21 protein-coding genes and 1 rRNA gene (1 of these 22 only partly in view) are annotated in these 25764 nt (G+C 30.3%); 11 read left to right on the forward strand and 11 right to left on the reverse strand.

Features of this window, described 5'->3' with window-relative positions:
- Positions 1 to 736: 736 nt before the first annotated feature.
- Positions 737 to 997 carry a rhodanese-like domain-containing protein gene (locus RHP49_09915; GenBank protein ID WNH11237.1) on the reverse strand — a complete coding sequence of 87 codons (261 nt, stop codon included), beginning with the start codon at positions 995 to 997 and terminating at the stop codon, positions 737 to 739.
- 238 nt (positions 998 to 1235) lie between these two features.
- Between RHP49_09915 and RHP49_09920 the strand changes: the two genes are divergently transcribed.
- Positions 1236 to 1985, forward strand: coding sequence for an enoyl-CoA hydratase/isomerase family protein (locus RHP49_09920; protein WNH11238.1), 750 nt, complete (start codon positions 1236 to 1238; stop codon positions 1983 to 1985).
- 93 nt (positions 1986 to 2078) lie between these two features.
- On the opposite strand, the gene RHP49_09925 is transcribed toward RHP49_09920, so the two are convergent.
- Together RHP49_09925 and RHP49_09930 are read right to left on the reverse strand one after the other, a co-directional pair.
- Positions 2079 to 2630: a DUF4136 domain-containing protein gene (locus RHP49_09925; protein WNH11239.1), complete on the reverse strand. Its 552-nt coding sequence runs from the start codon at positions 2628 to 2630 to the stop codon at positions 2079 to 2081.
- Between the two features lie 144 nt (positions 2631 to 2774).
- A complete protein-coding gene (locus RHP49_09930) occupies positions 2775 to 2939 on the reverse strand; it encodes a DUF5522 domain-containing protein (protein WNH11240.1) in 165 nt (54 codons plus the stop codon).
- Between the two features lie 379 nt (positions 2940 to 3318).
- Between RHP49_09930 and RHP49_09935 the strand changes: the two genes are divergently transcribed.
- From RHP49_09935 to hemL, 3 genes are read left to right on the forward strand one after another with little or no spacing between them, the layout of a single operon-like run.
- Positions 3319 to 4230 (forward strand): pyridoxal-phosphate dependent enzyme, encoded by a 912-nt coding sequence (locus tag RHP49_09935; protein ID WNH11241.1) that lies wholly within the window; start codon positions 3319 to 3321, stop codon positions 4228 to 4230.
- 4 nt (positions 4231 to 4234) lie between these two features.
- A complete protein-coding gene (locus RHP49_09940) occupies positions 4235 to 5227 on the forward strand; it encodes a LysM peptidoglycan-binding domain-containing protein (GenBank protein WNH11242.1) in 993 nt (330 codons plus the stop codon).
- Positions 5228 to 5233: 6 nt separating this feature from the next.
- Entirely contained in the window at positions 5234 to 6520 is a 1287-nt protein-coding gene (hemL, locus tag RHP49_09945; GenBank protein WNH11243.1) for a glutamate-1-semialdehyde 2,1-aminomutase, read from the forward strand.
- A 76-nt stretch (positions 6521 to 6596) separates the two neighbouring features.
- Here the strand turns inward: hemL and RHP49_09950 are convergent, their stop codons facing one another.
- The 4 genes from RHP49_09950 to lysS form a co-directional block, all read right to left on the reverse strand.
- Positions 6597 to 7055: a hypothetical protein gene (locus tag RHP49_09950; GenBank protein ID WNH11244.1), complete on the reverse strand. Its 459-nt coding sequence runs from the start codon at positions 7053 to 7055 to the stop codon at positions 6597 to 6599.
- A gap of 255 nt (positions 7056 to 7310) precedes the next feature.
- Positions 7311 to 8525, reverse strand: coding sequence for a hypothetical protein (locus RHP49_09955; protein ID WNH11245.1), 1215 nt, complete (start codon positions 8523 to 8525; stop codon positions 7311 to 7313).
- Positions 8526 to 9523: 998 nt separating this feature from the next.
- Positions 9524 to 11584: a response regulator gene (locus tag RHP49_09960; protein ID WNH11246.1), complete on the reverse strand. Its 2061-nt coding sequence runs from the start codon at positions 11582 to 11584 to the stop codon at positions 9524 to 9526.
- 141 nt (positions 11585 to 11725) lie between these two features.
- On the reverse strand, positions 11726 to 13417 hold the full coding sequence (lysS, locus tag RHP49_09965) for a lysine--tRNA ligase (GenBank protein ID WNH11247.1): 1692 nt from the start codon (positions 13415 to 13417) through the stop codon (positions 11726 to 11728).
- Between the two features lie 214 nt (positions 13418 to 13631).
- Here lysS and RHP49_09970 point away from each other — a divergent pair, with 214 nt between their 5' ends.
- The 4 genes from RHP49_09970 (at position 13632) to RHP49_09985 (ending at position 15986) form a co-directional block, all read left to right on the forward strand.
- A complete protein-coding gene (locus tag RHP49_09970; GenBank protein WNH11248.1) occupies positions 13632 to 14519 on the forward strand; it encodes a hypothetical protein in 888 nt (295 codons plus the stop codon).
- 92 nt (positions 14520 to 14611) lie between these two features.
- Positions 14612 to 14770 carry a YqaE/Pmp3 family membrane protein gene (locus RHP49_09975; protein ID WNH11249.1) on the forward strand — a complete coding sequence of 53 codons (159 nt, stop codon included), beginning with the start codon at positions 14612 to 14614 and terminating at the stop codon, positions 14768 to 14770.
- Positions 14771 to 14799: 29 nt separating this feature from the next.
- On the forward strand, positions 14800 to 15501 hold the full coding sequence (gene lipB / locus RHP49_09980) for a lipoyl(octanoyl) transferase LipB (protein WNH11250.1): 702 nt from the start codon (positions 14800 to 14802) through the stop codon (positions 15499 to 15501).
- Positions 15498 to 15986 carry a hypothetical protein gene (locus RHP49_09985; protein ID WNH11251.1) on the forward strand — a complete coding sequence of 163 codons (489 nt, stop codon included), beginning with the start codon at positions 15498 to 15500 and terminating at the stop codon, positions 15984 to 15986. Before lipB ends, RHP49_09985 begins: the two co-directional genes overlap by 4 nt.
- Position 15987: 1 nt before the next feature.
- Here RHP49_09985 and ppk2 read toward each other — a convergent pair whose 3' ends face one another.
- The 4 genes from ppk2 to RHP49_10005 form a co-directional block, all read right to left on the reverse strand.
- Positions 15988 to 16788 (reverse strand): polyphosphate kinase 2, encoded by an 801-nt coding sequence (gene ppk2 / locus RHP49_09990; protein ID WNH11252.1) that lies wholly within the window; start codon positions 16786 to 16788, stop codon positions 15988 to 15990.
- Positions 16789 to 16879: 91 nt separating this feature from the next.
- On the reverse strand, positions 16880 to 17929 hold the full coding sequence (locus RHP49_09995) for a nucleoid-associated protein (GenBank protein ID WNH11253.1): 1050 nt from the start codon (positions 17927 to 17929) through the stop codon (positions 16880 to 16882).
- A gap of 315 nt (positions 17930 to 18244) precedes the next feature.
- On the reverse strand, positions 18245 to 20674 hold the full coding sequence (locus RHP49_10000; GenBank protein ID WNH11254.1) for a ribonuclease HII: 2430 nt from the start codon (positions 20672 to 20674) through the stop codon (positions 18245 to 18247).
- A gap of 65 nt (positions 20675 to 20739) precedes the next feature.
- Positions 20740 to 21339: a ribonuclease HII gene (locus RHP49_10005; protein WNH11255.1), complete on the reverse strand. Its 600-nt coding sequence runs from the start codon at positions 21337 to 21339 to the stop codon at positions 20740 to 20742.
- Between the two features lie 295 nt (positions 21340 to 21634).
- Here RHP49_10005 and RHP49_10010 point away from each other — a divergent pair, with 295 nt between their 5' ends.
- The 3 genes from RHP49_10010 to RHP49_10020 all read left to right on the forward strand — a co-directional run.
- A complete protein-coding gene (locus RHP49_10010; protein ID WNH11256.1) occupies positions 21635 to 23584 on the forward strand; it encodes a putative porin in 1950 nt (649 codons plus the stop codon).
- 329 nt (positions 23585 to 23913) lie between these two features.
- Positions 23914 to 24078 (forward strand): hypothetical protein, encoded by a 165-nt coding sequence (locus tag RHP49_10015; protein ID WNH11257.1) that lies wholly within the window; start codon positions 23914 to 23916, stop codon positions 24076 to 24078.
- A gap of 637 nt (positions 24079 to 24715) precedes the next feature.
- Positions 24716 to 25764: ribosomal RNA gene (locus RHP49_10020) — 16S ribosomal RNA — on the forward strand; it runs 469 nt beyond the window's last position.

Here is a 25764-nt window from a genome sequence, read left to right on the forward strand (position 1 = left end):
TCGTTGTATTTATTATATTCAAGGAAAAAGAAAATGCAACAGGTTGAGGTAATAGATAAAGGACTTTTACTTACTTCAGATCATAATGTTATGATACTTGTTTTTGATGGTTCAGAAAAATTTCATAAAATATTATGGTGCATCAGGTAAATGGACACATGAAGTTGATGAAATAGGTGGGTGTTTATATTTTTTGTTAAATGACACCACTGTTTATACTTACGGTCTTAAAAAACAAATTTTTTTGTTGATATTTTGTTTGATTAAGTGTAGTACTAACACTACTGCTCTTAATCTTTTTTTAATAACGGTTTGTCGAAAAATTACTTGGTATTCAGTCTTTTAGGTTAAATTTAAAATGCTATTAATCAGTTTATATTAAAAAACATCAGCTATTCGAAATCGATAAAAAGATTTGTGGTTGGTGTTTTTTTACATCAACTTATTTTTTAACTAGAAATAGAAAATCTAATCCATAATAAGTTAGAAGCGGTGCGAAAAGTAAAAAGCAAAAAGGAATAACTTAATATAATATTAGTTTAACGTTGTCTTAATAAGAAAATCGAGTCAGTGCTATATATTTGTAGTGCTATTAAATTAGAGTTAATTACATTAGTTAGACTTCATATGTCGAAGATAAGCTAGTGTTTTTTGCTTTATAAGAAATCCTTAAAGGTAGAAGTTAAAATATAACGAAAACCCAATGCTATCTATAGGTAATTTTCAAGATTTAAAATTATAGTTTATTGTTTAAACTACTCCAGCCACCACCATTCATACTCTCAATACCATTGCTTTTTAAAATAGCTGCTGCACTGCCAGAACGCATACCACTAGCACAACAGGTAATTACAGGTTTGTTTAGTTTTTTTATTTCTTGAATTTTAGAGTTAATGTTTTGTAATGGAATATTTTTAGATCCAGAAATAGCTCCTTGACTGTATTCTGCTTTAGTGCGTACATCAATAATAATAGCGCCTCTTTTTTTGAAAATCATTAATCATATCTTTTTTGTTCCCAAATAACATATTGAATAAACCCATAGTTTTATTTTTTTAGCAAATATCCTTAACTTATAATAAAAGAATGTAACATCTGTTACTAACAAATTTTATGTATATTTCAATCAGTAAATTTATTATTAAAATGAAACATTTATACTAGATTTTTGTTGCCCAAAGGTATGATTAAGTGGGTGTTACATGTGGTCAATAAAAAATAATAATTAAAAACATATGAAAGCATACGTTACTTTAAAGATAGAAAACAAAGTTGGATATATTGAGTTTTATCATCCCAATAGAAACTCGATGCCAAGTGATGTGCTTTCTCAATTAGAACAAACAATTATTGATGCTGGTAAAAATGATGCTATTAGAGTACTTGTTTTAAAAAGCGGAGGTGATAGAACTTTTTGTGCAGGAGCTAGTTTTAATGAGGTTGTTGAGATTGAAGATGAAGATGCTGGAATACAGTTTTTTTCTGGGTTTGCAAAAGTTATTAATGCGATGCGTAAATGCCCTAAATTAATTATAGGTCGCGTACAAGGAAAAGCTGTAGGAGGAGGCGTAGGTTTGGCAGCAGCAACAGATTATTGTTTAGCAAACATATATGCTTCTATAAGATTAAGTGAATTAAGTATTGGTATTGGGCCATTTGTTATAGAGCCTGCCGTGTCAAGAAAAATTGGAAAAACAGCAATGGCAGAAATGACTATAGATGCCGAATCCTTTTTTTCTTCAGAATTTGCTAAAAATAAAGGGTTATATGCTGAGGTTTTACCAACTACAGAGGCACTTGATATGGCTGTGAAAACTTTAGTAAGTAAATTAGCTAGCTACAATCCTGAAGCTTTAAGTCATATGAAACAAGTACTTTGGGAAGGTACAAGTCATTGGGATGTGTTGCTTCTAGATCGTGCTAAAATTAGCGGAAAGTTAGTGCTAAGTGATTTTACTAAGAAAACTTTAAAGCGCTTTAGGTAGTTGCTGCCGAAACTTTTTATGTGATTTCTGATCTATACATAATTAAAAAGCAACTCTTTCAAGTTGCTTTATGTATCTTATTAATTATGTGTTTTATTGTTGCGCTCCTGGAGGGTATTTTGCCATAATTTCAGTTACAAACTCTTTTATACGTTCTTCTTTTTTCTCCATATTTCGGCTTAAATATCCAGTTCCCATTCCTTGCCATACTAATTCCTTTTTCTTGGCATCAATAAGGTCTATATATAAAACACCTTGTGTTGTTACAGAGGTACTAGGTAGGTTGTTCCAACCCCAGCCCCAACCAGGTCCGAAACCTCCCCAGCCCCATGCGCCGTAGCCCCAAGAATTGTTGTAAACATCAACACGCTGTTGAGATTTTGTAAATAAACTTATTAATAAATCAGGATTTTCAGATTTTGTAAAACCTTTTGCTAAAAGTTCACTTTCAATAGCTCTAAGTATTCTACGTTTATCTAAATCGCTAATTTCGGCTTTGTCAATGCCTGTTTTAAAGAATGCAAAGGTTTTGTATTCACTAAATTTTGCGTTTTTATCATAATCGGCAGCTACTTTAACCGAGCTGCAAGATGTTACTACAATTAGCAATGCTAAAAGTGGTAGTATTTTTAATAAATTTTTCATAAAGCATTTTTTTTATGGTTATATGGAGTTTGTAAAACTTAATAATAACAGTACTTAACCTGATAATATTCTAATAAACAACCGTAATTATATATATCAATAATCATACCAAGGCTTTAGTAAAAAAAGTTAAAAGTATGGTTGTTATTTCTTTACAGCGTTGGTTTTTTTATCATATCCAAAGGGGCAATGTCTACATCCGCTTTCACAACAATATCCGCGTTTTAAGTGGTATTGCTCGGTAAAACATCGATAGCCTTCTGGTGTTAGGTAATAATCGCCTTCTTCTACTGGGATTAATTTCTTCATAATTATAACAAAGATAATGCATTTTGGATTGATTTTTGAAAGCTATAAGGTGGGATTTTTATTTCAAAATATATAGTGTCTAAAGGTTATTCAGGACTTACTGTTTTTTCGTTTTTATTGTTAAAAACAGAGGTTTAAAATGTAATAAAGTATTGTTGAATCATGAAAAAAATCATTTAAGACAATAATTAGAGATGTTTATTTTGCCTTTTTATCTGTTTAATGTTGTTGAGTTTTTAATTAGATTATTACAATATAAAAATTGGCATAAAGCTTATAAGAAAATGTCTTTTGAACGTAAAACATACTACAATGAATCTAATTCTAGATTATTTAAAGCAACGCGTATTTTGGTGTTTTTTGAAGTATCTTCGCGATTATGACTTTTAAGCTTCAAAATAGCGTTAACCAGCAAGTGAAACTACCTGAGGAATTGGGTGTTGAATTGTTTGTAAAGCGAGAGGATACAATACATCCGTTTGTGTCTGGAAATAAATATAGAAAGCTTAAATATAATATAACAGAAGCGCAAAAATCAGGATGTAAAACCTTACTCACTTTTGGAGGTGCTTATTCAAATCATATTGCTGCAGTAGCTTCTGCAGGACAAATTTCTGGTTTTAAAACTATTGGTGTTATAAGAGGTGATGAGCTTGCTAATAAAATAGATAGTAATCCAACATTGCGTTATGCTAAGCAATGTGGTATGACATTTAAGTTTATTTCTAGAACACTTTATAGAGAAAAAACATCAGAAGAATTTTTAAATAATTTAAAAGAGGAATTTGATGATTTTTATCTCGTTCCAGAAGGTGGTACTAATCACTTAGCTGTTAAAGGATGTGAGGAAATTTTAACTTCTGAAGATGCTTCTTTTAATTATATATGCTGTGCCGTTGGAACTGGAGGTACTATTTCTGGACTCATAAATTGTTCAGATCCTAGTCAAGAAGTTTTAGGATTTCCTGCCTTAAAAGGGGACTTTTTAAAGCAAGATATTAGTAAATTTGCAATTAAGAATCATTGGAAATTAATAACAGATTATCATTTTGGTGGTTATGCTAAAATAAATGAAGATTTAGTAGCGTTCATTAATCAGTTTAAAAATGATTATAATATTCCTTTAGATCCTGTTTATACAGGGAAAATGATGTTTGGTATTTTAGATTTAATCGAGAAAAATTATTTTCCTAAAGGTTCAAGAATTTTAGTAATTCATACAGGAGGCTTACAAGGAATTGATGGAATGAATGCTGTGTTAAAAAATAAAAATTTACCAATAATAAAGTAGTTTAATGAATAGAGTTTTATTAATAATATGTTTAGGTATAGTACTTTATAGTTGTAAGGCTAAAAAAACAATAGTTTCAAAGCGGCCTACAATAACGGCTAAAGAAGTAATTAAGGATAAGGAAATTGTTACGCCAAAAGTATATGCTAATAAAACTGAAAAATATGTTGACACCTATAAAGATATTGCTAAAAACGAAATGGATCTTTATGGAATTCCAGCAAGTATAACATTGGCACAAGGTGTTTTAGAATCAGGTTCTGGTCATGGAACACTTTCAGTAAAAGCAAATAATCATTTCGGAATTAAATGTCATGATTGGACAGGAGCTAAGGTGTATCATGACGATGATAAAAAGCAGGAATGTTTCAGAAAGTATAAAGATGCTAAATATTCGTTTAGAGATCACTCTTTGTTTTTAACGCAAAGGAAGCGTTATGCTAATCTTTTTAAATTAAAAAAAGAAGATTATAAAGGTTGGGCTAAAGGATTAAAAGCCGCAGGTTATGCTACCGATAAAAAATATCCAAACAAATTAATAAGTCTTATTGAACGCTATGAGTTGTATGAATTTGACAGGGAAGTCCTTGGGGAAAGTTATACTAAATATGAAGCTCCTATCGTGGTGAATAATGAAGATAAGGACATTATAAAAAGCAATAGCTCAACTTATATTGTAGCAAAAGGGGATACCATGTATTCTATTGCTAGAAAATATAATATCACAGTTGATGAACTCAAAGCTATTAATGGATTAAGTCATACTACACTTAGCCTTGGACAGGAATTACAAGTAAAAAAGGGTTTAGTCGATATTAAAGAATCTGTAAACGAAGAAATTACAGCTAGTCATATTGTTATAAAAGGAGATACGTTGTATTCCATTTCAAAAAAGTATAATATGACTGTAAAAGAACTTCAAAATATAAATGGTTTAAGTGATTTAGTCCTTAGTATCGGGCAGGAATTACAGGTAAAACCAACATCAAAAAATTAAATAGTAATGAATTATCAAAGAAGTAGTGCTTTGTTTTTAGAAGCAGAGAAAGTTATTCCAGGAGGCGTAAATTCTCCAGTTAGAGCCTTTAAAGCTGTAGGCGGAACTCCCATTTTTGTTAAAGAAGCAAAAGGTGCTTATTTATATGATGAAGATGGTAATCGATTAGTTGATTATATTAATTCATGGGGTCCAATGATTTTAGGTCATGCGCATAAACCTGTTGTTGATGCTGTTGTAGAAAAAGCAAAAAAAGGAACATCATTTGGTATGCCAACCGAAATTGAAACTAAAATCGCTGAGTTAGCAGTTTCAATGGTTCCTAATATTGATAAAATACGATTTGTAAATTCAGGAACCGAAGCTTGTATGAGTGCGGTGCGTTTAGCACGAGGTTTTTCAGGAAAGGATAAAATTATCAAATTTGCAGGTTGCTATCATGGGCATAGCGATTCGTTTTTAATACAAGCGGGGAGTGGTGCTGTTACTTTTGGTTCGCCAAACAGCCCTGGAGTTACAGAAGGAACTGCAAAAGATACGTTGTTGGCACGTTATAATGATATTGAAAATGTAGAAGCATTAATTACTGCTAATAAAAATGAAATTGCTTGTATTATTATAGAGCCTGTCGCGGGTAATATGGGCTGTATTCCACCTAAAGAAGGTTTTTTAGAAGCGTTAAGAAATTTGTGTGATGCCAATAATATATTATTGATTTTTGATGAGGTTATGACGGGGTTCCGTTTAGCAAAAGGTGGTGCTCAAGAGTTGTATAATATAACCGCAGATATTGTGTGTTTTGGAAAAGTTATTGGTGGCGGATTGCCAGTAGGAGCATTTGCAGCAAGAAATGAAATTATGAATCATTTAGCGCCACTAGGACCTGTTTATCAAGCTGGGACTTTAAGTGGGAATCCGTTGGCTATGGCAGCAGGTTTAGCAATGTTAACAGAGTTGAATGATGATGCTGGAGTTTATAATAGTTTAGCAGAAAAAACAGCGTATTTACATAGAGGTATAGCTGAAGTTCTGAATGAAAATAATATTTCACATACTATAAATAGAGTAGGGTCTATGATTTCTGTGCATTTTGATGAAGCACCTGTAACAGATTTTGAAACGGCAGCAAACGGTAATAATGAAGCCTTTAAAACTTTTTTTCATGGCATGCTAAACGAAGGTGTTTATATTGCTCCAAGTGCTTTTGAAACTTGGTTTCTAACCGATGCTTTAACTTATGAAGATTTAGATTTTACTATAGCTGCCATAAATACAGTAGCAAAATCATTATAAAGTAAAAAGCGCATTTCTTATTTTAAGAAGTGCGCTTTTATTAACAAACTATAATCAATAAACTAACCAAACTAAATCATCTTTGTTTTTTATTTTCTCTCATGCCATCTTTTTTATTTTGAGCCATTTTAGCTTGCGCTTTTTCCCATTTAGCATATTGTTCTCCATTTAATATTTTTTTCATTTTTGCTTTAATAGCAATTTTGTGGTCAAGTCTGGCATTCATCATTTTAAGGCGCTCTTCTTTTGATGGTTTTTGAGCTGTTCCAGCCTCTTTTCTTGCTTTTCGTTCTGCCATTTGGGTTTTTCGAAGTGTAGCATTTTCTAAATTTATCTTATAAATGTCATCTTGTTGCGACTTGTTTAAATCTAAATGCAGAGTCATTTTTTTTGTTTGTAATGTCGCCATTTCTTCAGCAGAAAGATTCATCATTTTATTACGATTGTCTTCTCTGTTAGGACGTTCTTTTCTGTCTCCTTGAGCTATGGCTTGAATAGATATTAAAGCGATGGCAATTATTATTAATTTTTTCATAGTGCAAATATGTTTAAATGTTTATTTGTTGCTTTGACTCATTCAACTTGAAAAGGTTTAAAAGGAGTTTTAATTTTAACGAGACGTTAACGTTTTGATAGCCTTGTGCTTAGAGTTTGTTGTTGCTTTTGTATTTGGGTTTAAGCGGTTCGATTATGCGCACTGCAGGCTATATGTTTGAACACTTGCTAATAACTTTTTGTTGTAGGTAAAGTGACTATTGAAAGCCTGATTTTTTATGGGAAGAGCAAAAAATTATTTTAGAATGGGAACTTGTAGGCTTATCCCAGTTTGAAAATCTGGAGCATTATTTACTATAAAATCTTCTTTAAAATACACAGACACTTTGTAATTGGGGTGCCCATAAGTATAAATAAGAGTCCAAATGGATAGATTTCTATATAAGCTATCAAAACCAAGGTGCCAACCTCCATTTATTGCACTCCAGTCTCCAACTAATCTGTAATAATCGGCTTCTTTTAATTTATTATAGCGCGATTGAATTTGGTAGTTTATGCCTAAAGCATGGTAATTGTTTTTTTTAGTATATCTCGTATATTCAATATTGCTTTCAGCAGTAGCTAAATATGCATTGTTTCCTAAATCTATGACGGTATCAAAATTAATAACGTTTTTCCGTAATAGATTTATTCCGATACCTAAATTTAGTTCTTGCTTATCTTTTAGTTGAAACATTTTTATGGCATTGGTAGAAATTCCAATATCTATTGAAGGGTTAAATTTAGAAGTGTTAATTCCTAAATGACTTCCAAAATTCATGAAAATATGTTTTGTTTTATTTATAGAAAATCTGGGGTAATAAAAGTGGTTAAATTCAATACCTCCTATAAAAAAATCATTATTAGTGAGTTCAAGTGTATTATTGTTTCTGTCTGTGTAATTAAAATTAACTTGGTTTAATCCATAATAACGACGACCAAAAGGGTCTTCTCCTCCATTTATATTACTATGAAACCATTCAATAGTTTCATCGCCAGTGAAAAATGAAAAGGGTTGTTTTCCTTTTGTAATTAAATAGGAACGTATTGAAATATCTAATTCATGTTTTTTTGATAAAGGTATAATAGTCGTTAATCTAAATTCTTTAATAACAGCGTCAATTATAATATTCATATAATCGACTGGTGTGGTTTCTTGATTTAAAAATTTAAAATCTCTTTTATACCAGCTAAGTTTACTTTGTTCTTGTCTAACATCAGGTTCTTGAGGTAAATAGGCTTCTACGTAGGGTTGAAAATTGTTGCCACTCACAGAACTTAAGCTAAATGTTATTGTTTTTGGAGGAGTAAATTTAAAATTTGTATTAATTCGAGCACTAAAAATTCCGAAGTGATGTGTTGTTAAAAGGGTAGGGTTGTCTATTCCATTTTTAAATGACAAATGATCTTGTTGTGCTATTAAAATAGAACAAAAGCAATAAAAGAATAATTGTGTAATTCTTTTTAGCATAGTAGGTAAAAATAAGAAAATTTTTAAGTTTCTTTAGAATTGTAGAAGACGCTTATTTTCTTAAAAAATTAACATAATAAGGTTTTTTGTCTTAAAGAAAATATAAAACTTTAATTTCTAGTGTTAAAGCTTTCTAAATTATTTTAACGACCAACTATAAATGTGTCTATTTGTATAAGTTTAGTTTAAATCATATAATATTCAACATAAAAAATCATACTTTTTAGTATTGAAAATTATTGGTTAGTTAGTTTAGTTGGTTAGTTTGTAAAAACCCAGAAATTTTAATAAAATTTCTGGGTTTTTTATTTTAAAGTAATATTAAAAGCTTGTAAATACAATAATTAATTATGTTTGGATTAGTAAGCTACAATCCTGAAATCAGTATAGCAGTAGTTAAAACACTTAATGCAATAATGGCTGCAAATCCTATTCACATTACCTTTAAAACAGACGATTTTCCTTTACTATATAAATGTATTTCGTTTACTAAATCTTCAGTAAGTAAAATTTTAACGTTTTATCTGAAGGGTTTTTATTGACAGTATTTTTCAAATAATCTTGTTTTGATTTTGAAGAAACTCTTTTGCCTATACCATACAACTGATGGTCTTCATCAATCAGTTTTTCAAATTTATAATTTGAATTTAAAACAGATTTAACTTTTACTCTTCCAGCAAAAAGTAGAGCGTCTTCCTTGGTTGCTGTTTTTGAATTATAAATTTTACAGCTGAATAAGATTGTACATAATAGTAATAATGTGAATAATTTTTTTATGCTTTCAGTTGGTCTTTAGTTGGTCTTTAGTTAATTCTTATGAAGCTCATAAGAAATTAAGGGTTGGTAGATGGCTAATATAAACTTTAAATATTTAATTTAAAATTGACTAAATAACTTCATCAAACAAGTCTTCATCTGCTTTTTTTAACTTTAGCAAGATTATTTTAATTCTATGTACAACTTTTGAGATTAATCTTTTATTTAGTTTTGATATATTTCTATAATTTTTTATTACTAAAATGAAAATATAATAATTTGTAAATATGTTCTTTTTTAAAGGGTTTAGAGAGGTAATTATTCATGCCGTTTTCAAGAGCTTTGTCTATAGCCTCAGTTGTAACATTTGCAGATAGGCCGAAAATAATAACATCCTTATTGGTTTTTCTAATTTCTTTTGTAGCTTCCCAGCCATCCATTTCTGGCATATGAATATCCATAAAAATGAGGTGGTATGATTTTTCTTTAAATTTTTCTAAAGCGATTTTTCCATTTTTTGCTGTGTCAGGTTTTATTCCCAAATCTTCGAGGAATTTTTTAAGCACAATAATATTTAGATGATTGTCATCAACAATTAAAATATTTAAATCAGGAAGGTTAATATTTTTTTTACTAACGGTGTTTGTTTCTATCTTTTGTTTTTCAGAAATTCTAAATAATACATCAAATATAAATTCAGTACCTTCATTAGGCGTGCTTTTAACGGAGATTTCACCCCCCATCATATTTATGAAAATTTCACTAATAGATAAACCTAGTCCACTACCTTCGTATTGTTTTTTGATGCTATTTTCAACTTGTGTAAATCTTTCAAAAATTGAATTTATCCTATCTTCATGGATGCCAATTCCTGTGTCTTGAATTGAAATTGTTACTCTTAATTGATTCTCGTGTACAATAGTTTCATTATATGTTAAAGTTACTCCACCAGTATCTGTGAACTTTAATCCATTTTTGATAATATTATTAACTATTTGTATTAATTTGCTCTTATCTCCAATAACACTCATAGAACGTGAATTATTGAAATTAGCTTTTAGGTAAAGGTTTTTTCTTAAAAATATGAATTGATTAACCTCTATTAAATCTTTTATTGTTTTAGACGGATTGAAGTGTACTTCTGCTAATTCTATTTTCCCAGATTCAATTTTTTCAATATCTAAAATATCATTGACAATATTTAATAAATTACTTGATGATTTTTCCATTAAAATTAAATACTCCTTGTCCGTTTTATCAAGCCTGCTACTTTTTAAAAGTTCGATAAAGCCTAATATGGCATGAAGAGGTGTTCTTATTTCATGACTCATATTAGATAAAAACTCTGTTTTAGCTAGTGAAGCTTTTTCAGCTTTATTACGTGCTTTATTTAATTTTTCATTCGTTTTTAAAAGCTCAAAATTTGATTCTAATGTTTGTTTAGAACCTTCTTTAGCTCTTATATAAAAATAAATTAGGGAGCTTATTAAAAAGCATAAAATCAATGCAACTATTAATGCGATATGAGTAATGATTTGAGCTTGGTAAATTAGTAAATCATTACTAGGAGAAATTTTTAATAACCATTTATGATTGTCTAAATGATCTACTAGAATACGATCTTCAAAAATAAAATTATGCTTAGTTTTAAGCTTGTTGTTTTTGTTTAAATCGTAGAAAAGCACTTTTTTATGATCCCACAATTCTATAGAATATTGGTTTTCTAAACTTGCTGTTAGTTTGTTAAAATTTTCTTTAAAGTCCATGCCACCTGTAATGGTGCCTTGAAAATTATTTTGAAAATAGACTGGGATATCTACTAGAAAAGCATAACCACCTTGTGTTAATTTTGCCCATTGCGTAATGTTAGCTAAACTATCTTTTGTATGTTTTATCCATTCATCTTTGCGGTATTCAATTTTTGAAATATCTAAACCTATAGCATTTTCATTGCCAATTAAAGGCATGATTTTTTTTATAACCATTGTGCTATCAATCCATTCTAAAAATTTAAAGGATGAATTTTGTTCTAATAGCATACGAGCATCTTTTTCCCAATGATCAAGATATAAGCCATTTGTAAATTCAATTCTGCTTTTAAGATTTTGGAGCCGGGCAATATCTGTTTTTATTATGTTCTTAAACTCTTTAGAGATAAGATGCCCTGTTTGAAGAACATTTTCTTTAATTAATTTATTGTTGATGTGTAGAGCTTTATTATATACAGTAATAACTATCAGAACAGTTATGACAAATGAAGCTAAAGGTAGTAATACTACTTTTTTATAGAGTTTGTAAAACATGGCAATATTAGTTCGGGGCTAATGTGAGAGCAGTTTTCAACCCAATTTTAATTTTAATTATAATTTTTAAATTTTAAAGTATCCCAGTTTTTATAAATTATTAAACTTTAAGCTTTAGTACTAAAGCTTAAAGTTTCCTTTTTAAACAATTTCAACAAATAATCCTTCATCAGCTTTTATAACTTTAGCAAGATTGTTTTTAGTTAATTCTTTTATCGTTTTATCCCATTTTTTATTAGATAAACCAGACTGAATTTTTAAATCATTCAATGTTAATTTTTCAGCTTTTTTTAGAATTTCAAAGATAGCTTTTGCATCTTCACTAATAGCCAAAGGTTTTTTTTCTGGTCGCATTTGCGGGAAGAATAAAACTTCTTGGATAGACTGATTGTTAGTTAAAAACATGATAAGTCTGTCCATGCCAATTCCCATGCCAGATGTTGGAGGCATGCCGTATTCTAAAGCACGTAAAAAGTCATGGTCAATAAACTCGGTAGCTTCATCATCACCTTTAGCAGCAAGTTTAAGTTGATGCTCAAAACGTTCACGTTGATCAATTGGATCATTAAGTTCAGAATACGCATTAGCTATTTCTTTACCACAAACCATCAATTCAAAACGTTCGGTTAATTCAGGATTTTCTCTATGTTCTTTACACAACGGACTCATTTCTTTTGGGTAGTCTGTAATGTATGTGGGTTGTATGTAGTTGCCCTCACATTTTTCTCCAAAAATTTCATCAATAAGCTTACCTTTTCCCATAGTGTTGTCTACTTCTATGCCTAGGTTTTTTGCAGCTTCTCTAATTTCGTCTTCAGTTTTTCCTGTAATGTCAAATCCTGTAAAGTGTTTTATAGAATCTGCCATAGTAACTCTAGCGTAAGGCGCTTTAAAATCTATTTCATGTTCGCCAAAAGTAACTTTGGTACTTCCGTTAACGGCAATGGCACAGTGTTCAAGTAAGCGTTCACAGAAATCCATCATCCAGTTGTAATCTTTATAGGCTACATAAATTTCCATAGCTGTGAACTCTGGATTGTGAGTTCTGTCCATACCTTCATTTCTAAAGTTTTTTGAAAACTCATAAACCCCATCAAAACCACCTACTATTAATCGTTTTAAATATAACTCGTTGGCAATTCGCATATATAAAGGAATGTCTAACGCATTGTGATGTGTTATGAACGGACGTGCCGCAGCACCACCAGGAATGGGTTGTAATACAGGCGTTTCTACTTCAAAATATCCAGCATTATTAAAAAATGAACGCATGGCATTAAACAATTTGGTACGCTTAACAAATACTTCTTTAACTTGTGGGTTTACCACTAAATCGGCATAACGTTGTCTGTATCGTTGCTCAGGATCTGTAAAAGCATCATGTACAACACCATCAGCATCTGTTCTTGGTAAAGGCAACGGCTTTAAAGCTTTACTTAATAGACTAAAATCATTTACTCTCACACTTTTTTCACCTACTTTGGTTGTGAAAAGTTCGCCTTCAATACCAACAAAATCACCAATGTCTAAAAGTTTTTTGTAAACATCATTATACTTGGTTTTATCATCACCTTTGCAAATTTCATCTCTATTAAAATATAGTTGAATTCTGCCTTCACTATCTTGTAACTCAGCAAAACTAGCATTTCCTTGAATTCTACGAGACATTAATCGTCCTGCAAGAACTACTTTTTTTCCTTCTTCATAACGTTCTTTTACCTGTTTAGAAGTATCACTAACAGGATATAAATCTGCTGGATAAGGATTAATTCCTAAATCGCGTAATTTTACTAACTTTTCTCTTCTTACTAATTCTTGTTCTGAAAGTTGCATGAATATCTTTTTTTTAAAACAGCAAAATTAAACTATTTAAAAAAATAGTAAAGCATCTTTTAAATTATTCTTTGTAAATCATTAATTGTTGAATTTATTTCCATGATAATTGTCATAGGGAAATAGAATTAAAAGATTTTATTTTATTGAGTTTATAGAGGACGTATTTTTTTCTAAAAACTTATATAGTATAATTCTTAAAATATATAATATCATGAAGTATCTTATTTTGAATGTAATTGTGTTTATTTCTATTAATTTTTATGCCATTGAACAGAATTTATCACCTTATATTAAAGTGGGTGAATCTACAAAGTCAATTCAGGAAGTTAATAAAGAAGTCATCCAAACATTAAAAGACAACTCCTTTACTGTTTTAGGAAGTTATAATCCTTCAAATAAAAGTTCGTTAGGGGTTATAGCCTTTACTAGAGCCGATTTAAAAAATACAGTGATAAAAGTAAAGGATAGAGGTGCTTTATCTGCAATCATGAAAGTTGGTCTGGTGGCAAAGAATGGAAAAGTAATTATTTCATATACTAATCCAGATTATTTATTAAGGGCTTATTTACCAGGAAATTATAATGCTTTTAAAAGCACATTTGATAAGTTTAGTAGCGATTTAAAAACTGCTTTTACATCTTTAGGTAAAGAGTTTAAGCCTTTTGGAGGGACTGTTGAAGCAGACCAACTGGCAAAATATCATTATAAAATCATGATGCCTTATTTTACAGATCCTGTTGAGTTACATGAATTTGCTAGCTTTGAAGAAGGTTTACAAATAATAACGAATAATATGGAAGCAAGAAAAGCGAACACGGTTAAGGTTTATAGTTTAGTTTATAAAAATGAAAAAGTCGCTGTATTTGGTGTTGGCTTACTAGATAAAGAAGAAGGAGAGTTTAACTTTTTGCCAAAAATAGGAGCAGATCATGTAGCAGCATTGCCTTATGAAATTATTTTACAAGGTAATAAGGCAACCATGTTGCATGGAAAATATAGAATTGCTTTGCATTGGCCAGAACTAACAATGGGAACTTTTATGAAAATTATGAGTACTCCTGGTGACATTGAAGATGCACTGGAGGCATTATGTGAGTAATATTTTTTTGAACTGAATTTGTATGACGTTGTAACATTAATAGTGTTATTGCGTCAAATAAGTATCATTAATCAAATAACATTAATCAAATCATGAGTTTCTGGAGAGTTTTACTGTCTATTATTTGCCCACCCTTAGCTGTTTTAGATAAAGGTTGTGGATCTATTATTATTGTATTTCTATTATGGCTTTGCGGATGGGTTCCTGGAGTTATTGCAGCATTAGTTATTCTTAATAATCCTAAAAATTAAAACATAAAAATATTGTAATTTTGCAGACTATGAATAAGCAAATAGAGCTGCAAGATTTAGGTTTAAAAGATTATAAACAAACTTGGGATTACCAAGAACAGCTGTTTAAAGGAATTGTTGATGCCAAAATTAAAAATAGGCGGGAAAATACTAATTTAAAGACTAATAATTATTTCTTATTTGTAGAGCATCCTCATGTGTATACTTTAGGTAAAAGTGGAGATTTGTCTAACTTGCTTTTAAACGAGCAACAACTTACTGAAAAAGGTGCTACTTTTTATAAAATAAACCGTGGAGGCGACATTACTTATCACGGTCCTGGACAAATTGTTGGTTATCCTATTTTAGATTTAGATAACTTTTTTACCGACATACATAAATACCTGCGTTTTTTAGAAGAAATGATTATTTTAACGCTTGCTGAATATGGTTTAAAAGCAGAAAGAAGTCCTGGAGAAACTGGCGTTTGGTTAGATGTTGGTACACCATTTGCTCGTAAAATTTGTGCTATGGGTGTACGAGCGAGCCGTTGGGTTACCATGCATGGTTTTGCGCTTAATGTGAATGCCGATTTAGGTTATTTTGATAATATTATACCCTGTGGTATTCGAGGAAAAGCCGTAACGTCTTTAAATGTAGAACTTGGACAAAAAAAGGTTAATGAAACCGAAGTAAAAGAAAAATTGCTAAAACATTTTAGTATGCTTTTTGAGGCTGAATTTTTAAAATGAAATTTAAGCGAGCTTTAAAAATCACATTGTTAATTATTTGTGTTTTACATACAGGGTTTGTAATTGCCCTTATGTATTTCGTTTTATTAGTTGAGAAAGAGTCGTTCGAATATAGCATGCTTATTCCATTGTTTATGATTATAACAGGGGTTCTAAGCATTAGTTACAATTTTAAAACTTTGAAATTGTATAATCCAAAAATAGAAATAATAGTTTTTAAAGATGCTGTACTTTGGGTAGGTAATTTGTTGTTTGCTTTATCTCAAATTTTAACATCGTTATATTTGGTGTATTTAACGTTTAATCATCATAATCAGAATACACAATTTTATATGGCTTTTTCTATTTGTTTTGTTATGCTTGTTTTAGGTTTATGTTTGATTATTGAAGCCCATAATCTTTATAAGCGTATTTTAATAAGCAATAAGGATTTATACAAAAGAACTATTGATGATATTAAAGGTTTAGATGAGAATTTAGATTGATTCAATACTTCTCAGGCACAAAAGTTTGATAATTCATTGGCGGACGCACATAACTTTTATAGTCTGGTAAATCGGGAAGTTTAATAGGTTTTAAATCCATTTTTTCATGTGGAATTTGGCTTAAAACATGACTAATGCAATTTAAACGTGCTTTTTTCTTATTGTCGGCATTAACAACAAACCAAGGTACTTGTTTGGTATCTGTATGAGCAAACATATTGTCTTTTGCTTTGGAATATTCTAACCATCTAGAACGCGATTCTAAATCCATTGGACTAAATTTCCAACGTTTTAATGGGTTGCTTATCCTGTTTTTAAAGCGTTTTTCTTGTTCTTCATCGCTTACAGAAAACCAATATTTTAAAACAATAATTCCAGACCGTACTAGCATACGCTCAAATTCAGGGCAAGATCGCATAAATTCATTGTATTCATCGTCAGTACAAAAGCCCATAACTTTTTCTACACCGGCTCTGTTGTACCAGCTTCTGTCAAAAAGTACAATTTCGCCAGCAGCTGGTAAATACTGAACATAGCGTTGAAAATACCATTGTGTTTTTTCTTTTTCGGTAGGGACACCTAAAGCTACTACTTTACAAACTCTAGGATTTAAAGGCTCTGTAAACCGTTTGATAGTGCCGCCTTTACCAGAAGCGTCTCTGCCTTCGAAAACGATAACTACTTTTAAACCTTGTTTTTTTACCCATTCTTGAAGATGAACCAGGTCTTCATGTAATATGGCTAGTTCTTCATCGTAGTTAAATTTTTTCTTTTTAGATGTGTTGTTGCTGGATGTTTTCATTACTACAAGTTAAGAAAAAAATAAAAAAGTAGTCGTGTAGATGTCGTATTTTTTTGACTAGTTTATTATGAAAATCAATATTTTTGGTTAGTTAATTTTCGGCATTAAAAAACACTTTGTAATAATGCATTTTCTTTTCATCATCATAGCCACGTTCTAAATATTCGGCAGAAGCATCAGGCGCATCAATATCTAATTTAATTTGGATGTTGGTATCTAGCTTAATATCGGTTTTAAATTTTTTCTTTTCTTTATTAACAACTGCTTCAGCAACATCAAATTGGTTTCTAAGAACTAAGTTTTGTTCCTCTTCAAATTCTTTTTTATAATTTTCAAATTCCCTAATTTGCTTTTCGTCTTCAAAAAGTTCTTCTTTAAAACGTTCTACGTTTACAATTTCATTTTCCTTAAAAAAGTCGATAGTTTTTGCTAAAAAAGTATTTTGTTCTTGTGCACCATAGCTGGTTTTTAAAACTTCGGTTGAGAAATCTTTACACAATTCGATATATTGCTGAGTATGGTTATTGGCATCATCGGCATATTTAATATTTAAAAAATGATTAATCCAATATTGCGCATCGTAACTATTATTATCTACACTTAATATTATGTTGCCTTCTGTATCGCTTTGATTTAAAATTAAACAGCCTTTATCTACTTTTTTAGAACTGATACCTTTTTGTACTAAAACATCATAACTGTTATTTTCTAAATAGGTTTGAAAGAAGTTTACTTTGCTTTCAATTTTAAAAATACCAATAGCGTTTGTAGTCATGTCTCTAAATTCTATACCTTCAAACATAACAACTAAAACATCTCCTGTTTTTATATTAGCCGATGTAGATTGCTCGTATAAATGTGTAACAATATGTTTTGAAACGTCTATAAAAGCATCATCGTCATTAAAAATTTGCGAGCTATAACTGTTAATTTCGTTTAATGTAATGTTGGCATGATGATTAAAACGGTAGCTTTGAACTACGCTACCAAAAGGTCTTAAAAGAAATGGGAGCATTAAATCGTAACTAGCTTCATCAAAATCTACTAGTTTATCTGAAAATGCATTTTTTGTGTCGTTGAATTTGTTTCCAACTTTATGAATAATGAATTTTGAAATAGAGGCGTTTTTTCTTGAAATCATGTTTTATTTATTATGAGTACAATAGTATTAAAATAACTTCTAATTGTTGCAAAAAAAGAACGCCAAAGCCTAAACTTTGGCGCTCATAAGATTTGAGGACTTGCGATTTGGTTATCGTTATATGCTAAATAGACAGGTTTAAATGTTTAATAGTAAGGTTAACAATATTATTGCAACATTACTATTAGTATAAACTCTGACAATTCAGAAATTAAATGGAATTTGATGTTTTGTAAATAATTGATTAATAGCTGGGTTAAATATAAAGATTACTTTTTTACTTACAAAAAGGATAGCTAAAAATTAACTAATGAATTAGTTAATTTGATAAAGTAAAATAGAATTAGCATCTCCTTTAGTAATAAACTCTAAATTTTTGTCTTTATCTACGTTATCCATATCGATTATCGAGTTTCCATAAACAGGGAAATTGCTTAGTAACTTAGCTTGGCTATCGTAGAGATATGTTTTTTGAGTTTGTAAATCGGTTACCGTAACATAAATTTTATCATTTAAATAAAATATTCGTGGTTTGCTGTAATTACCATAATCTAATTCTACACTTTTGTTTTTTATTGTTAGTTTGTTTTCAGATAGTGTAACAAGTGTTTTACTGGTAGTTTCAATACTATGGTTTTCAGAAAGATTTAAGTTTTGAATAGCTGTATTACCTTTTGTATCTATAGTTATTAAATCGCCTTTATCCGTAGTAGTGGTAAACTTATTTTGATATAAGAATATAGGCTCTTTGGAATATGTGTTTGATGTTTTTGGAGTTACTCTCGCTTTTCCTGTTCGGTTTAATATATAAAGTTTATTCTGAGTTTTAAAGGAGATAAAGTCTTTACTTCCAATTCTAAAATGTTTCGGTTGACAAATAATAGTGTTATTAGCAGATTTAAAAGTGAACCCTTTTACAAGTTTAGCGTTAACATCGTACATTAAAGTGTACTTGCCTTGGGTAACTAATAATCTGTAATTCTTGTTTTTATCATAATCGAAAACAGATAGTGGTTGTGTAATATTGTCATTAAATTTAGCTGGAAACGGTGATACATCATTACCATTTCTATCTAAAACATAAACTCTGTTTGGTGTAGCAAATGCTAATTGTAATCTTCCGTTTTTGTAAATATCAATTTGATTAATGGTTCCTAAAACAGGACCTTGGAGTTGTTTTTTCCAAAGAATTTTCCCTGTATTGGAGATTAAATATAAATTGTTGGTGATGTCTTGAACTACTATTTCCTTTTGTTTTGTAATATGATTGGTAACAAATTGTGGCGTATTAAGTATCTCGTGTTCTAATTTAATATTAAGTTCTTCTGAAACAGAATTTAATATAGCTTTAATTTTACTCTTCTTTATAATACCATTTACATGCGCAAAATTAGTGTCGTATATAAATTGTATTGCAGAAGCGTTGTATTTATCTAATTTGCCAATAGCGTTTAATCCGTTTTTCTCCAGAACATCTTTTAAGTTTGATGGATTAACAACAGTTATTAAAGATGACGCATCGGTTAATTGTTGTTTTATGTCTTTAAAATAGCTTCGTTCGTTTAGTGTGGTTTTGTTTTGATAATTAGCAATGATGTTTTGAAGTATTTCAGTGCTTTCAGCAAACACAAAAAAGTGGTCTAGTACACAATATTTGTTTGCATTTTTAAATGATATTAATGGAGAAAATGAATTTGCAAATACATCTGGTTTACTAAATGAGTATATATCAATTTGTCTGTAAGTGTCTATGTTATTTTGCTCACTTAATAATGCATCCTTAGTTGCAATAACGTCTAAAGAGTTTAATATAACAGCTTTGTTTTTATCTTCATAAATAACACCAACTTCTATAATGTTATCAAAAAGAGACATAGTATTTGTTATAGAATCTTTCTGGGTGAATTTAGATAAATTAGTTTTAAAGGTTTTATAGTCATCAAACGTAAAACTCATAAAACCATCACTATTTGAAGGTGTTATATTTTGAGTTAAATTTTCCTGAGGAATTGTGCCTTTAAAAATATTAATTAAAGTTTCAGTAGAATCTGAAGCTTTTGTAATGCCATTAATTAAAATATCATCTTGATTAATATCTATATCAACAGCAATATAATTTGTAAAGCTGTTTATGTTTAACGAATCGTTTATAAAAAAGGATTTTATAAAAGGATTGTTAGGCTTAATTATAATAGATGTTGTTTTGTCGTTACTTGTAGTAGTGTATATTTTTTCTAAATCAGAATCTATATTTTTATTATTAAAAACATCATCTATAATAGTTTTAGAGGATGATGCAAAAAATGTACTATCTATTAAGGTACTATAAAATGTATTGTTGTTTAAAGTCGATTTTGTAATGGTTTTGTTTTTGTAAATAAGAGATTCTTCTGTGTAGTTTTTAAGTGAATCTATTTTAAATAAAAGATTATGGTGTTTTGTGATGATAGTATATTGTAGGCTATCATTATTATCTTCAGAAAAACATATTAAAAGATCGTTCTTAGGTTTTAAAAGAGATAACCCTTCTAGTTTTTTTTCTAAATTTTCGTAAGACGTTGTTTTAGATAGTTTTTGTAAAAAATCACTATTATGTAAACTGTTTTTTAAACTTTCTAAATTAGATGTTTTAATAATTAATGACGTTTTTTCCGGAACAAAATCTATAAGTTTAGATTTCTTAGTAGAGGTATTAGAGCAACTAAAAACAATAAATAGAAAGAGTGTAGTATAAAAAAATCTCATGAAACGAATTAATTTATACAAACCTACATATTTTTCATTGTATAGCATATATAAAATAAGCGAATCTAAACATCTAGTTTTAGTTGTTCGGGTAATAATCTAAACGATTTTCTATGGTATTTTGTTACACCATATTTTCTTATGGCTTCCCGGTGTTCTTTGGTTGGATAACCTTTATTTTGCTTCCAATTATACATTGGATATTCTTCATGAATAATATTCATATAAATATCACGATGTGTTTTTGCTAACACTGATGCCGCCGCAATACTTAAATATTTACCATCACCTTTAATAATGGTTTCAAATTCAATATTGTAATAAGGTTTAAACTTATTGCCATCAACGATTATAAACTCTGGTTGAGGTGTTAATTTATTAATAGATTTATGCATCGCCAAAATAGAAGCATTTAATATATTGATGTTATCAATTTCTTCTTGAAATACATGTGCTATACTAAAAGTTAAGGCTTCATTTTCAATAATAGGTTTTAATGCATCTCTTTTCTTTTCACTAAGTTGTTTTGAGTCATTTAATATAGAATTATTAAAACCTTCAGGAAGAATAACTGCAGCTGCTGTTACAGGACCGGCAAGACAACCTCGACCCGCTTCGTCTGTGCCACATTCTAAAAGGTAGTTGGAGTGGTTTTTTAATAACATGCTGCTAAAATACTATCTATTTTATAATTTATTAGTGTAACTTCTATACGTGAATCATAAAATTTCATGCATAAATTAATTAGCTATGTAATGGTCGTTCATTTTTCCAGTTTTTAAAACGTGTATTAATAAGTTTTAAAGGAACTAATTTAAATTAAATATCAATTTGTATTTTAAATCATGATAATTGATATGTAGAAAAGAAAACCGGATAAAAAAACTGGCTTTCTTTATTTAAAATATTTCCGTCCAGTTTACGTTCAAATAATTACTTTTGTTGCGGAAAAATACATCTATGAATAAATTAGTATTAATCTTTTTTTTAATAGGAATTACTTTGCCTAGTATGGCACAAGTTAAAAAGCAAAAAAGAACTAGCCGATTAAGCAAAGAGTTGGGGTTGACTCAAATTACTGATTCAGTTGGTAAATCAGGTAAAAAACTTGCTAAAATTGAAGATTATATTATTATTTCACATACAAATGATACAACGTATGTAGATACTACGTTAAGTATCCAGAAAGAATATAAGTTTAATTACTTACGTAAAGATAATTTTGGATTAATGCCTTTTTCAAATTTGGGGCAAACCTATAATAGTTTAACCTATAATTTTCAAAATACTAGTTTAATGCCAAGTTTTGGTGCTAGAGCTAAACATTTTAATTATATGGAAATTGAAGACATTAATTACTATCGAGTACCTACGCCTTTAACAGAACTCTTCTTTAAAACAGCTTTTGAGCAAGGGCAGTTAGCAGACTCTTTTTTTACAGTAAACACATCACCTCAATTTAATTTTTCGCTAGCCTATAAAGGACTGCGTTCTTTAGGTAAATACCAACATATTTTAACAAGTACTGGTAATTTTAGGTTTACCACGAATTATCAAACAAAAAACAAACGTTACAATGCTAGAGCGCATATTGTAATGCAAGATTTAATGAATCAAGAAAATGGAGGTCTTCAAGACGATAATGTTCAATATTTTGAAACAGGAGAAGAAGAGTTTTTAGACCGCTCCATATTAGAAGTGAATTTTCAAAATGCAGAAAGCATGTTGAGAGGAAAACGTTTTCATTTAGACCATAACTATAAAATAATAAAAAAGAAAGATTCACTTTCTAAGAATAAATTAAGTGTTGGACATATTATTTCTTTTGAAGATAAGTACTATCAATATGATCAATCAAATGCTCAAACTAATTCTTTTGGAACGGCATTTAAATCCTCTAAATTACAAGAACGTGTTACATTAGAAAATTTTTACAATCAAATAAACCTAAATTATAGTAATAATATAGTGGGCGACTTGCAATTTAATGTAAGTGCTAATAACTATAATTATGGTTATAATAAACTAGTAGGTTTAAATGGCAATGTTATTACCAATAGATTGAAAGGAAGTATATATTCAGCAGGTGGTAAATATCACAAACAATATAAAAGTTTCGATTTACAAGGAGAGGTAGGGATGAATGTGTCTGGTGATTTCGATGGAAATTTTCTTAAGGCAGATGCTACTTTTAAGTTGAACAAAGATATTACGGCTATAGCTTCAGTAAATCATAGTTCAAAAGCTCCAAATTATAATTTCTTATTGTATCAAAGTAATTATATCAATTACAATTGGCAGACTAACTTTAATAATACAGAAACTGAGCAAATAGCGTTTCAATTAAAATCAAATAAAATAGCAAATATATCAGTTGATTATACTACAATAAACGACTACACATATTTTAAAAAGGATGAAGCTACAAGTCTGGTAAAACCATTTCAAAATAGTGGCACTATAAATTATTTAAGAGTAAAATTAGAAAAAGAAATTAAGGTCGGTAAATTTGCATTAAACAATACCGTTTTATATCAAAACGTAAAAGATGCCGATAGCACATTAAATGTGCCCGAAATCACTACACGTAACACCTTATATTTTGCAAGTCATTTATTTAAAAAAGCCATGTATTTACAAACAGGTGTTACTTTAAATTACTTCACCAAGTATAATATGAATGCTTACGATCCTGTTTTAGCAGAATTCTATGTTCAAACAGAAAAAGAATTTGGAGATTTTCCGCGTTTAGATTTCTTTATCAATGCAAAAATTCGTCAAACCAGAATCTTTTTTAAAGCCGAACATTTCAATTCAGCTCTTACAGGTTACAATTATTATTCAGCACCTAATAACCCGTATCGCGATTTTACAATACGTTTTGGTATTGTTTGGAATTTCTTTTTGTAGAAAGAAACACATACAATATATATGTAGTTATATTTGAGGTATTATGTTGTTTTCCTCGAGATAGCTATTTGGGGGCGTACTTCACTATTTCCCTTACTAGTAATAATAGGTTATTATTAAAAGAGTTTAAATATATAACTTTTGGATAGCGCAGTGGAACCTGTATAATCCTTAAGCATTGGTTTAGCTTCAAGGTTAGGGAGAAAAAAACCCAGAGTTGTTTTACTAACCATGTTGTATATAATGTGTATGATTCCAATAGATAGATTAAATATGTCAACAAGTAACTTTATAAAGTAAGATAGCACAAGTAATCTGTTCTCTAAATAATGAAAGATCTCAAGACTCCAACAATAGAAGTCATACTATATAATAAGGAGGAGGCATTGTGTAGCAACCTATATATAGATAACAAAACAAACGATGTAATAAATAAGGGGTGTTATGTTTATATAAAAAGAGAGAAAACGGCATCTATTTATAAAGAGAAATAAGGATCATCAAGCACGAGTAATTAAACAAATCTCTTTATTATAAAAGTTAGAGTTTCTTTTTTTAAAAAATCCAAAATATTTTGAGTTATAAAGTACAGAAAACAAGCTAATTAAAAGCGGAGAAAAAAAAGGCAAAAAAAAAGAATAAAAAAAGGTTGTTTGAAAGGAAAAAAGGTTTGTATATTTGCACCCCGCTAAGCAAGGCATTAGTATTGTAAAGCGTAAGTTCATATAAGTTTTAGGTATAAAAAAGGAGTTAAAAAAACTTTTAAAAAATATCAAAAAAAGGTTGTGAGAATAAAAAAAGGTTGTATGTTTGCAGCCGCTAAAAACGGCATTAGTTGTTGAGGCAAAACGCTCATAAAAATTTTGGAGATATTAAGAATTAGGAGTCAAAAAAACTTTTAAAAAATATCAAAAAAACATTGTGAGAATAAAAAAAGGGTTTTACATTTGCACCCGCTTAGCAAGGAAACGAGTTAAGAAAAGAAGAAACAAGTTCATAAACATATTGAATTGACAGCGTAAGATTGTTACTGGAAACGGTAATAATCAAACAAAGAGAATAGACCATTTTGAGTACTAGAAATTCCAATTAGTTGTTAATAATAATAGTCATACAAGACTTAAAAATTTAACGATGAAGAGTTTGATCCTGGCTCAGGATGAACGCTAGCGGCAGGCCTAACACATGCAAGTCGAGGGGTAACAGAGAAGCTTGCTTCTGCTGACGACCGGCGCACGGGTGCGTAACGCGTATAGAATCTACCTTATACTGAGGGATAGCCTTTGGAAACGAAGATTAACACCTCATAGTATGTTTACTTCGCATGGAGTTTACATTAAAGGTTACGGTATAAGATGACTATGCGTTCTATTAGCTAGATGGTGTGGTAACGGCACACCATGGCAACGATAGATAGGGGCCCTGAGAGGGGGATCCCCCACACTGGTACTGAGACACGGACCAGACTCCTACGGGAGGCAGCAGTGAGGAATATTGGACAATGGGCGCAAGCCTGATCCAGCCATGCCGCGTGCAGGAAGACTGCCCTATGGGTTGTAAACTGCTTTTATACGGGAAGAAACATCACTACGTGTAGTGACTTGACGGTACCGTAAGAATAAGGATCGGCTAACTCCGTGCCAGCAGCCGCGGTAATACGGAGGATCCAAGCGTTATCCGGAATCATTGGGTTTAAAGGGTCCGTAGGTGGATAATTAAGTCAGAGGTGAAATCTTGCAGCTCAACTGTAAAATTGCCTTTGATACTGGTTATCTTGAATTATTGTGAAGTGGTTAGAATATGTAGTGTAGCGGTGAAATGCATAGATATTACATAGAATACCAATTGCGAAGGCAGATCACTAACAATATATTGACACTGATGGACGAAAGCGTGGGGAGCGAACAGGATTAGATACCCTGGTAGTCCACGCCGTAAACGATGGATACTAGCTGTTCGGATTTATCTGAGTGGCTAAGCGAAAGTGATAAGTATCCCACCTGGGGAGTACGTTCGCAAGAATGAAACTCAAAGGAATTGACGGGGGCCCGCACAAGCGGTGGAGCATGTGGTTTAATTCGATGATACGCGAGGAACCTTACCAGGGCTTAAATGTAAGTTGCATGATTTAGAGATAGATCTTTCTTCGGACTACTTACAAGGTGCTGCATGGTTGTCGT

It is taken from the genome of Flavobacteriaceae bacterium HL-DH10 (assembly GCA_031826515.1).
In the GTDB taxonomy this organism is placed as follows: domain Bacteria; phylum Bacteroidota; class Bacteroidia; order Flavobacteriales; family Flavobacteriaceae; genus Thalassobellus; species Thalassobellus suaedae.

Excerpts from the sequence above, each read along its gene's own strand:
- RHP49_09915 (WNH11237.1), bottom strand. The coding sequence starts at position 997 with ATGATTTTCAAAAAAAGAGGCGCTATTATTATTGATGTACGCACTAAA.
- RHP49_09920 (WNH11238.1), top strand. The coding sequence starts at position 1,236 with ATGAAAGCATACGTTACTTTAAAGATAGAAAACAAAGTTGGATATATT.
- RHP49_09925 (WNH11239.1), bottom strand. The coding sequence starts at position 2,630 with ATGAAAAATTTATTAAAAATACTACCACTTTTAGCATTGCTAATTGTA.
- RHP49_09930 (WNH11240.1), bottom strand. The coding sequence starts at position 2,939 with ATGAAGAAATTAATCCCAGTAGAAGAAGGCGATTATTACCTAACACCA.
- RHP49_09935 (WNH11241.1), top strand. The coding sequence starts at position 3,319 with ATGACTTTTAAGCTTCAAAATAGCGTTAACCAGCAAGTGAAACTACCT.
- RHP49_09940 (WNH11242.1), top strand. The coding sequence starts at position 4,235 with ATGAATAGAGTTTTATTAATAATATGTTTAGGTATAGTACTTTATAGT.
- hemL (WNH11243.1), top strand. The coding sequence starts at position 5,234 with ATGAATTATCAAAGAAGTAGTGCTTTGTTTTTAGAAGCAGAGAAAGTT.
- RHP49_09950 (WNH11244.1), bottom strand. The coding sequence starts at position 7,055 with ATGAAAAAATTAATAATAATTGCCATCGCTTTAATATCTATTCAAGCC.
- RHP49_09955 (WNH11245.1), bottom strand. The coding sequence starts at position 8,525 with ATGCTAAAAAGAATTACACAATTATTCTTTTATTGCTTTTGTTCTATT.
- RHP49_09960 (WNH11246.1), bottom strand. The coding sequence starts at position 11,584 with ATGTTTTACAAACTCTATAAAAAAGTAGTATTACTACCTTTAGCTTCA.
- lysS (WNH11247.1), bottom strand. The coding sequence starts at position 13,417 with ATGCAACTTTCAGAACAAGAATTAGTAAGAAGAGAAAAGTTAGTAAAA.
- RHP49_09970 (WNH11248.1), top strand. The coding sequence starts at position 13,632 with ATGAAGTATCTTATTTTGAATGTAATTGTGTTTATTTCTATTAATTTT.
- RHP49_09975 (WNH11249.1), top strand. The coding sequence starts at position 14,612 with ATGAGTTTCTGGAGAGTTTTACTGTCTATTATTTGCCCACCCTTAGCT.
- lipB (WNH11250.1), top strand. The coding sequence starts at position 14,800 with ATGAATAAGCAAATAGAGCTGCAAGATTTAGGTTTAAAAGATTATAAA.
- RHP49_09985 (WNH11251.1), top strand. The coding sequence starts at position 15,498 with ATGAAATTTAAGCGAGCTTTAAAAATCACATTGTTAATTATTTGTGTT.
- ppk2 (WNH11252.1), bottom strand. The coding sequence starts at position 16,788 with ATGAAAACATCCAGCAACAACACATCTAAAAAGAAAAAATTTAACTAC.
- RHP49_09995 (WNH11253.1), bottom strand. The coding sequence starts at position 17,929 with ATGATTTCAAGAAAAAACGCCTCTATTTCAAAATTCATTATTCATAAA.
- RHP49_10000 (WNH11254.1), bottom strand. The coding sequence starts at position 20,674 with ATGAGATTTTTTTATACTACACTCTTTCTATTTATTGTTTTTAGTTGC.
- RHP49_10005 (WNH11255.1), bottom strand. The coding sequence starts at position 21,339 with ATGTTATTAAAAAACCACTCCAACTACCTTTTAGAATGTGGCACAGAC.
- RHP49_10010 (WNH11256.1), top strand. The coding sequence starts at position 21,635 with ATGAATAAATTAGTATTAATCTTTTTTTTAATAGGAATTACTTTGCCT.
- RHP49_10015 (WNH11257.1), top strand. The coding sequence starts at position 23,914 with ATGAAAGATCTCAAGACTCCAACAATAGAAGTCATACTATATAATAAG.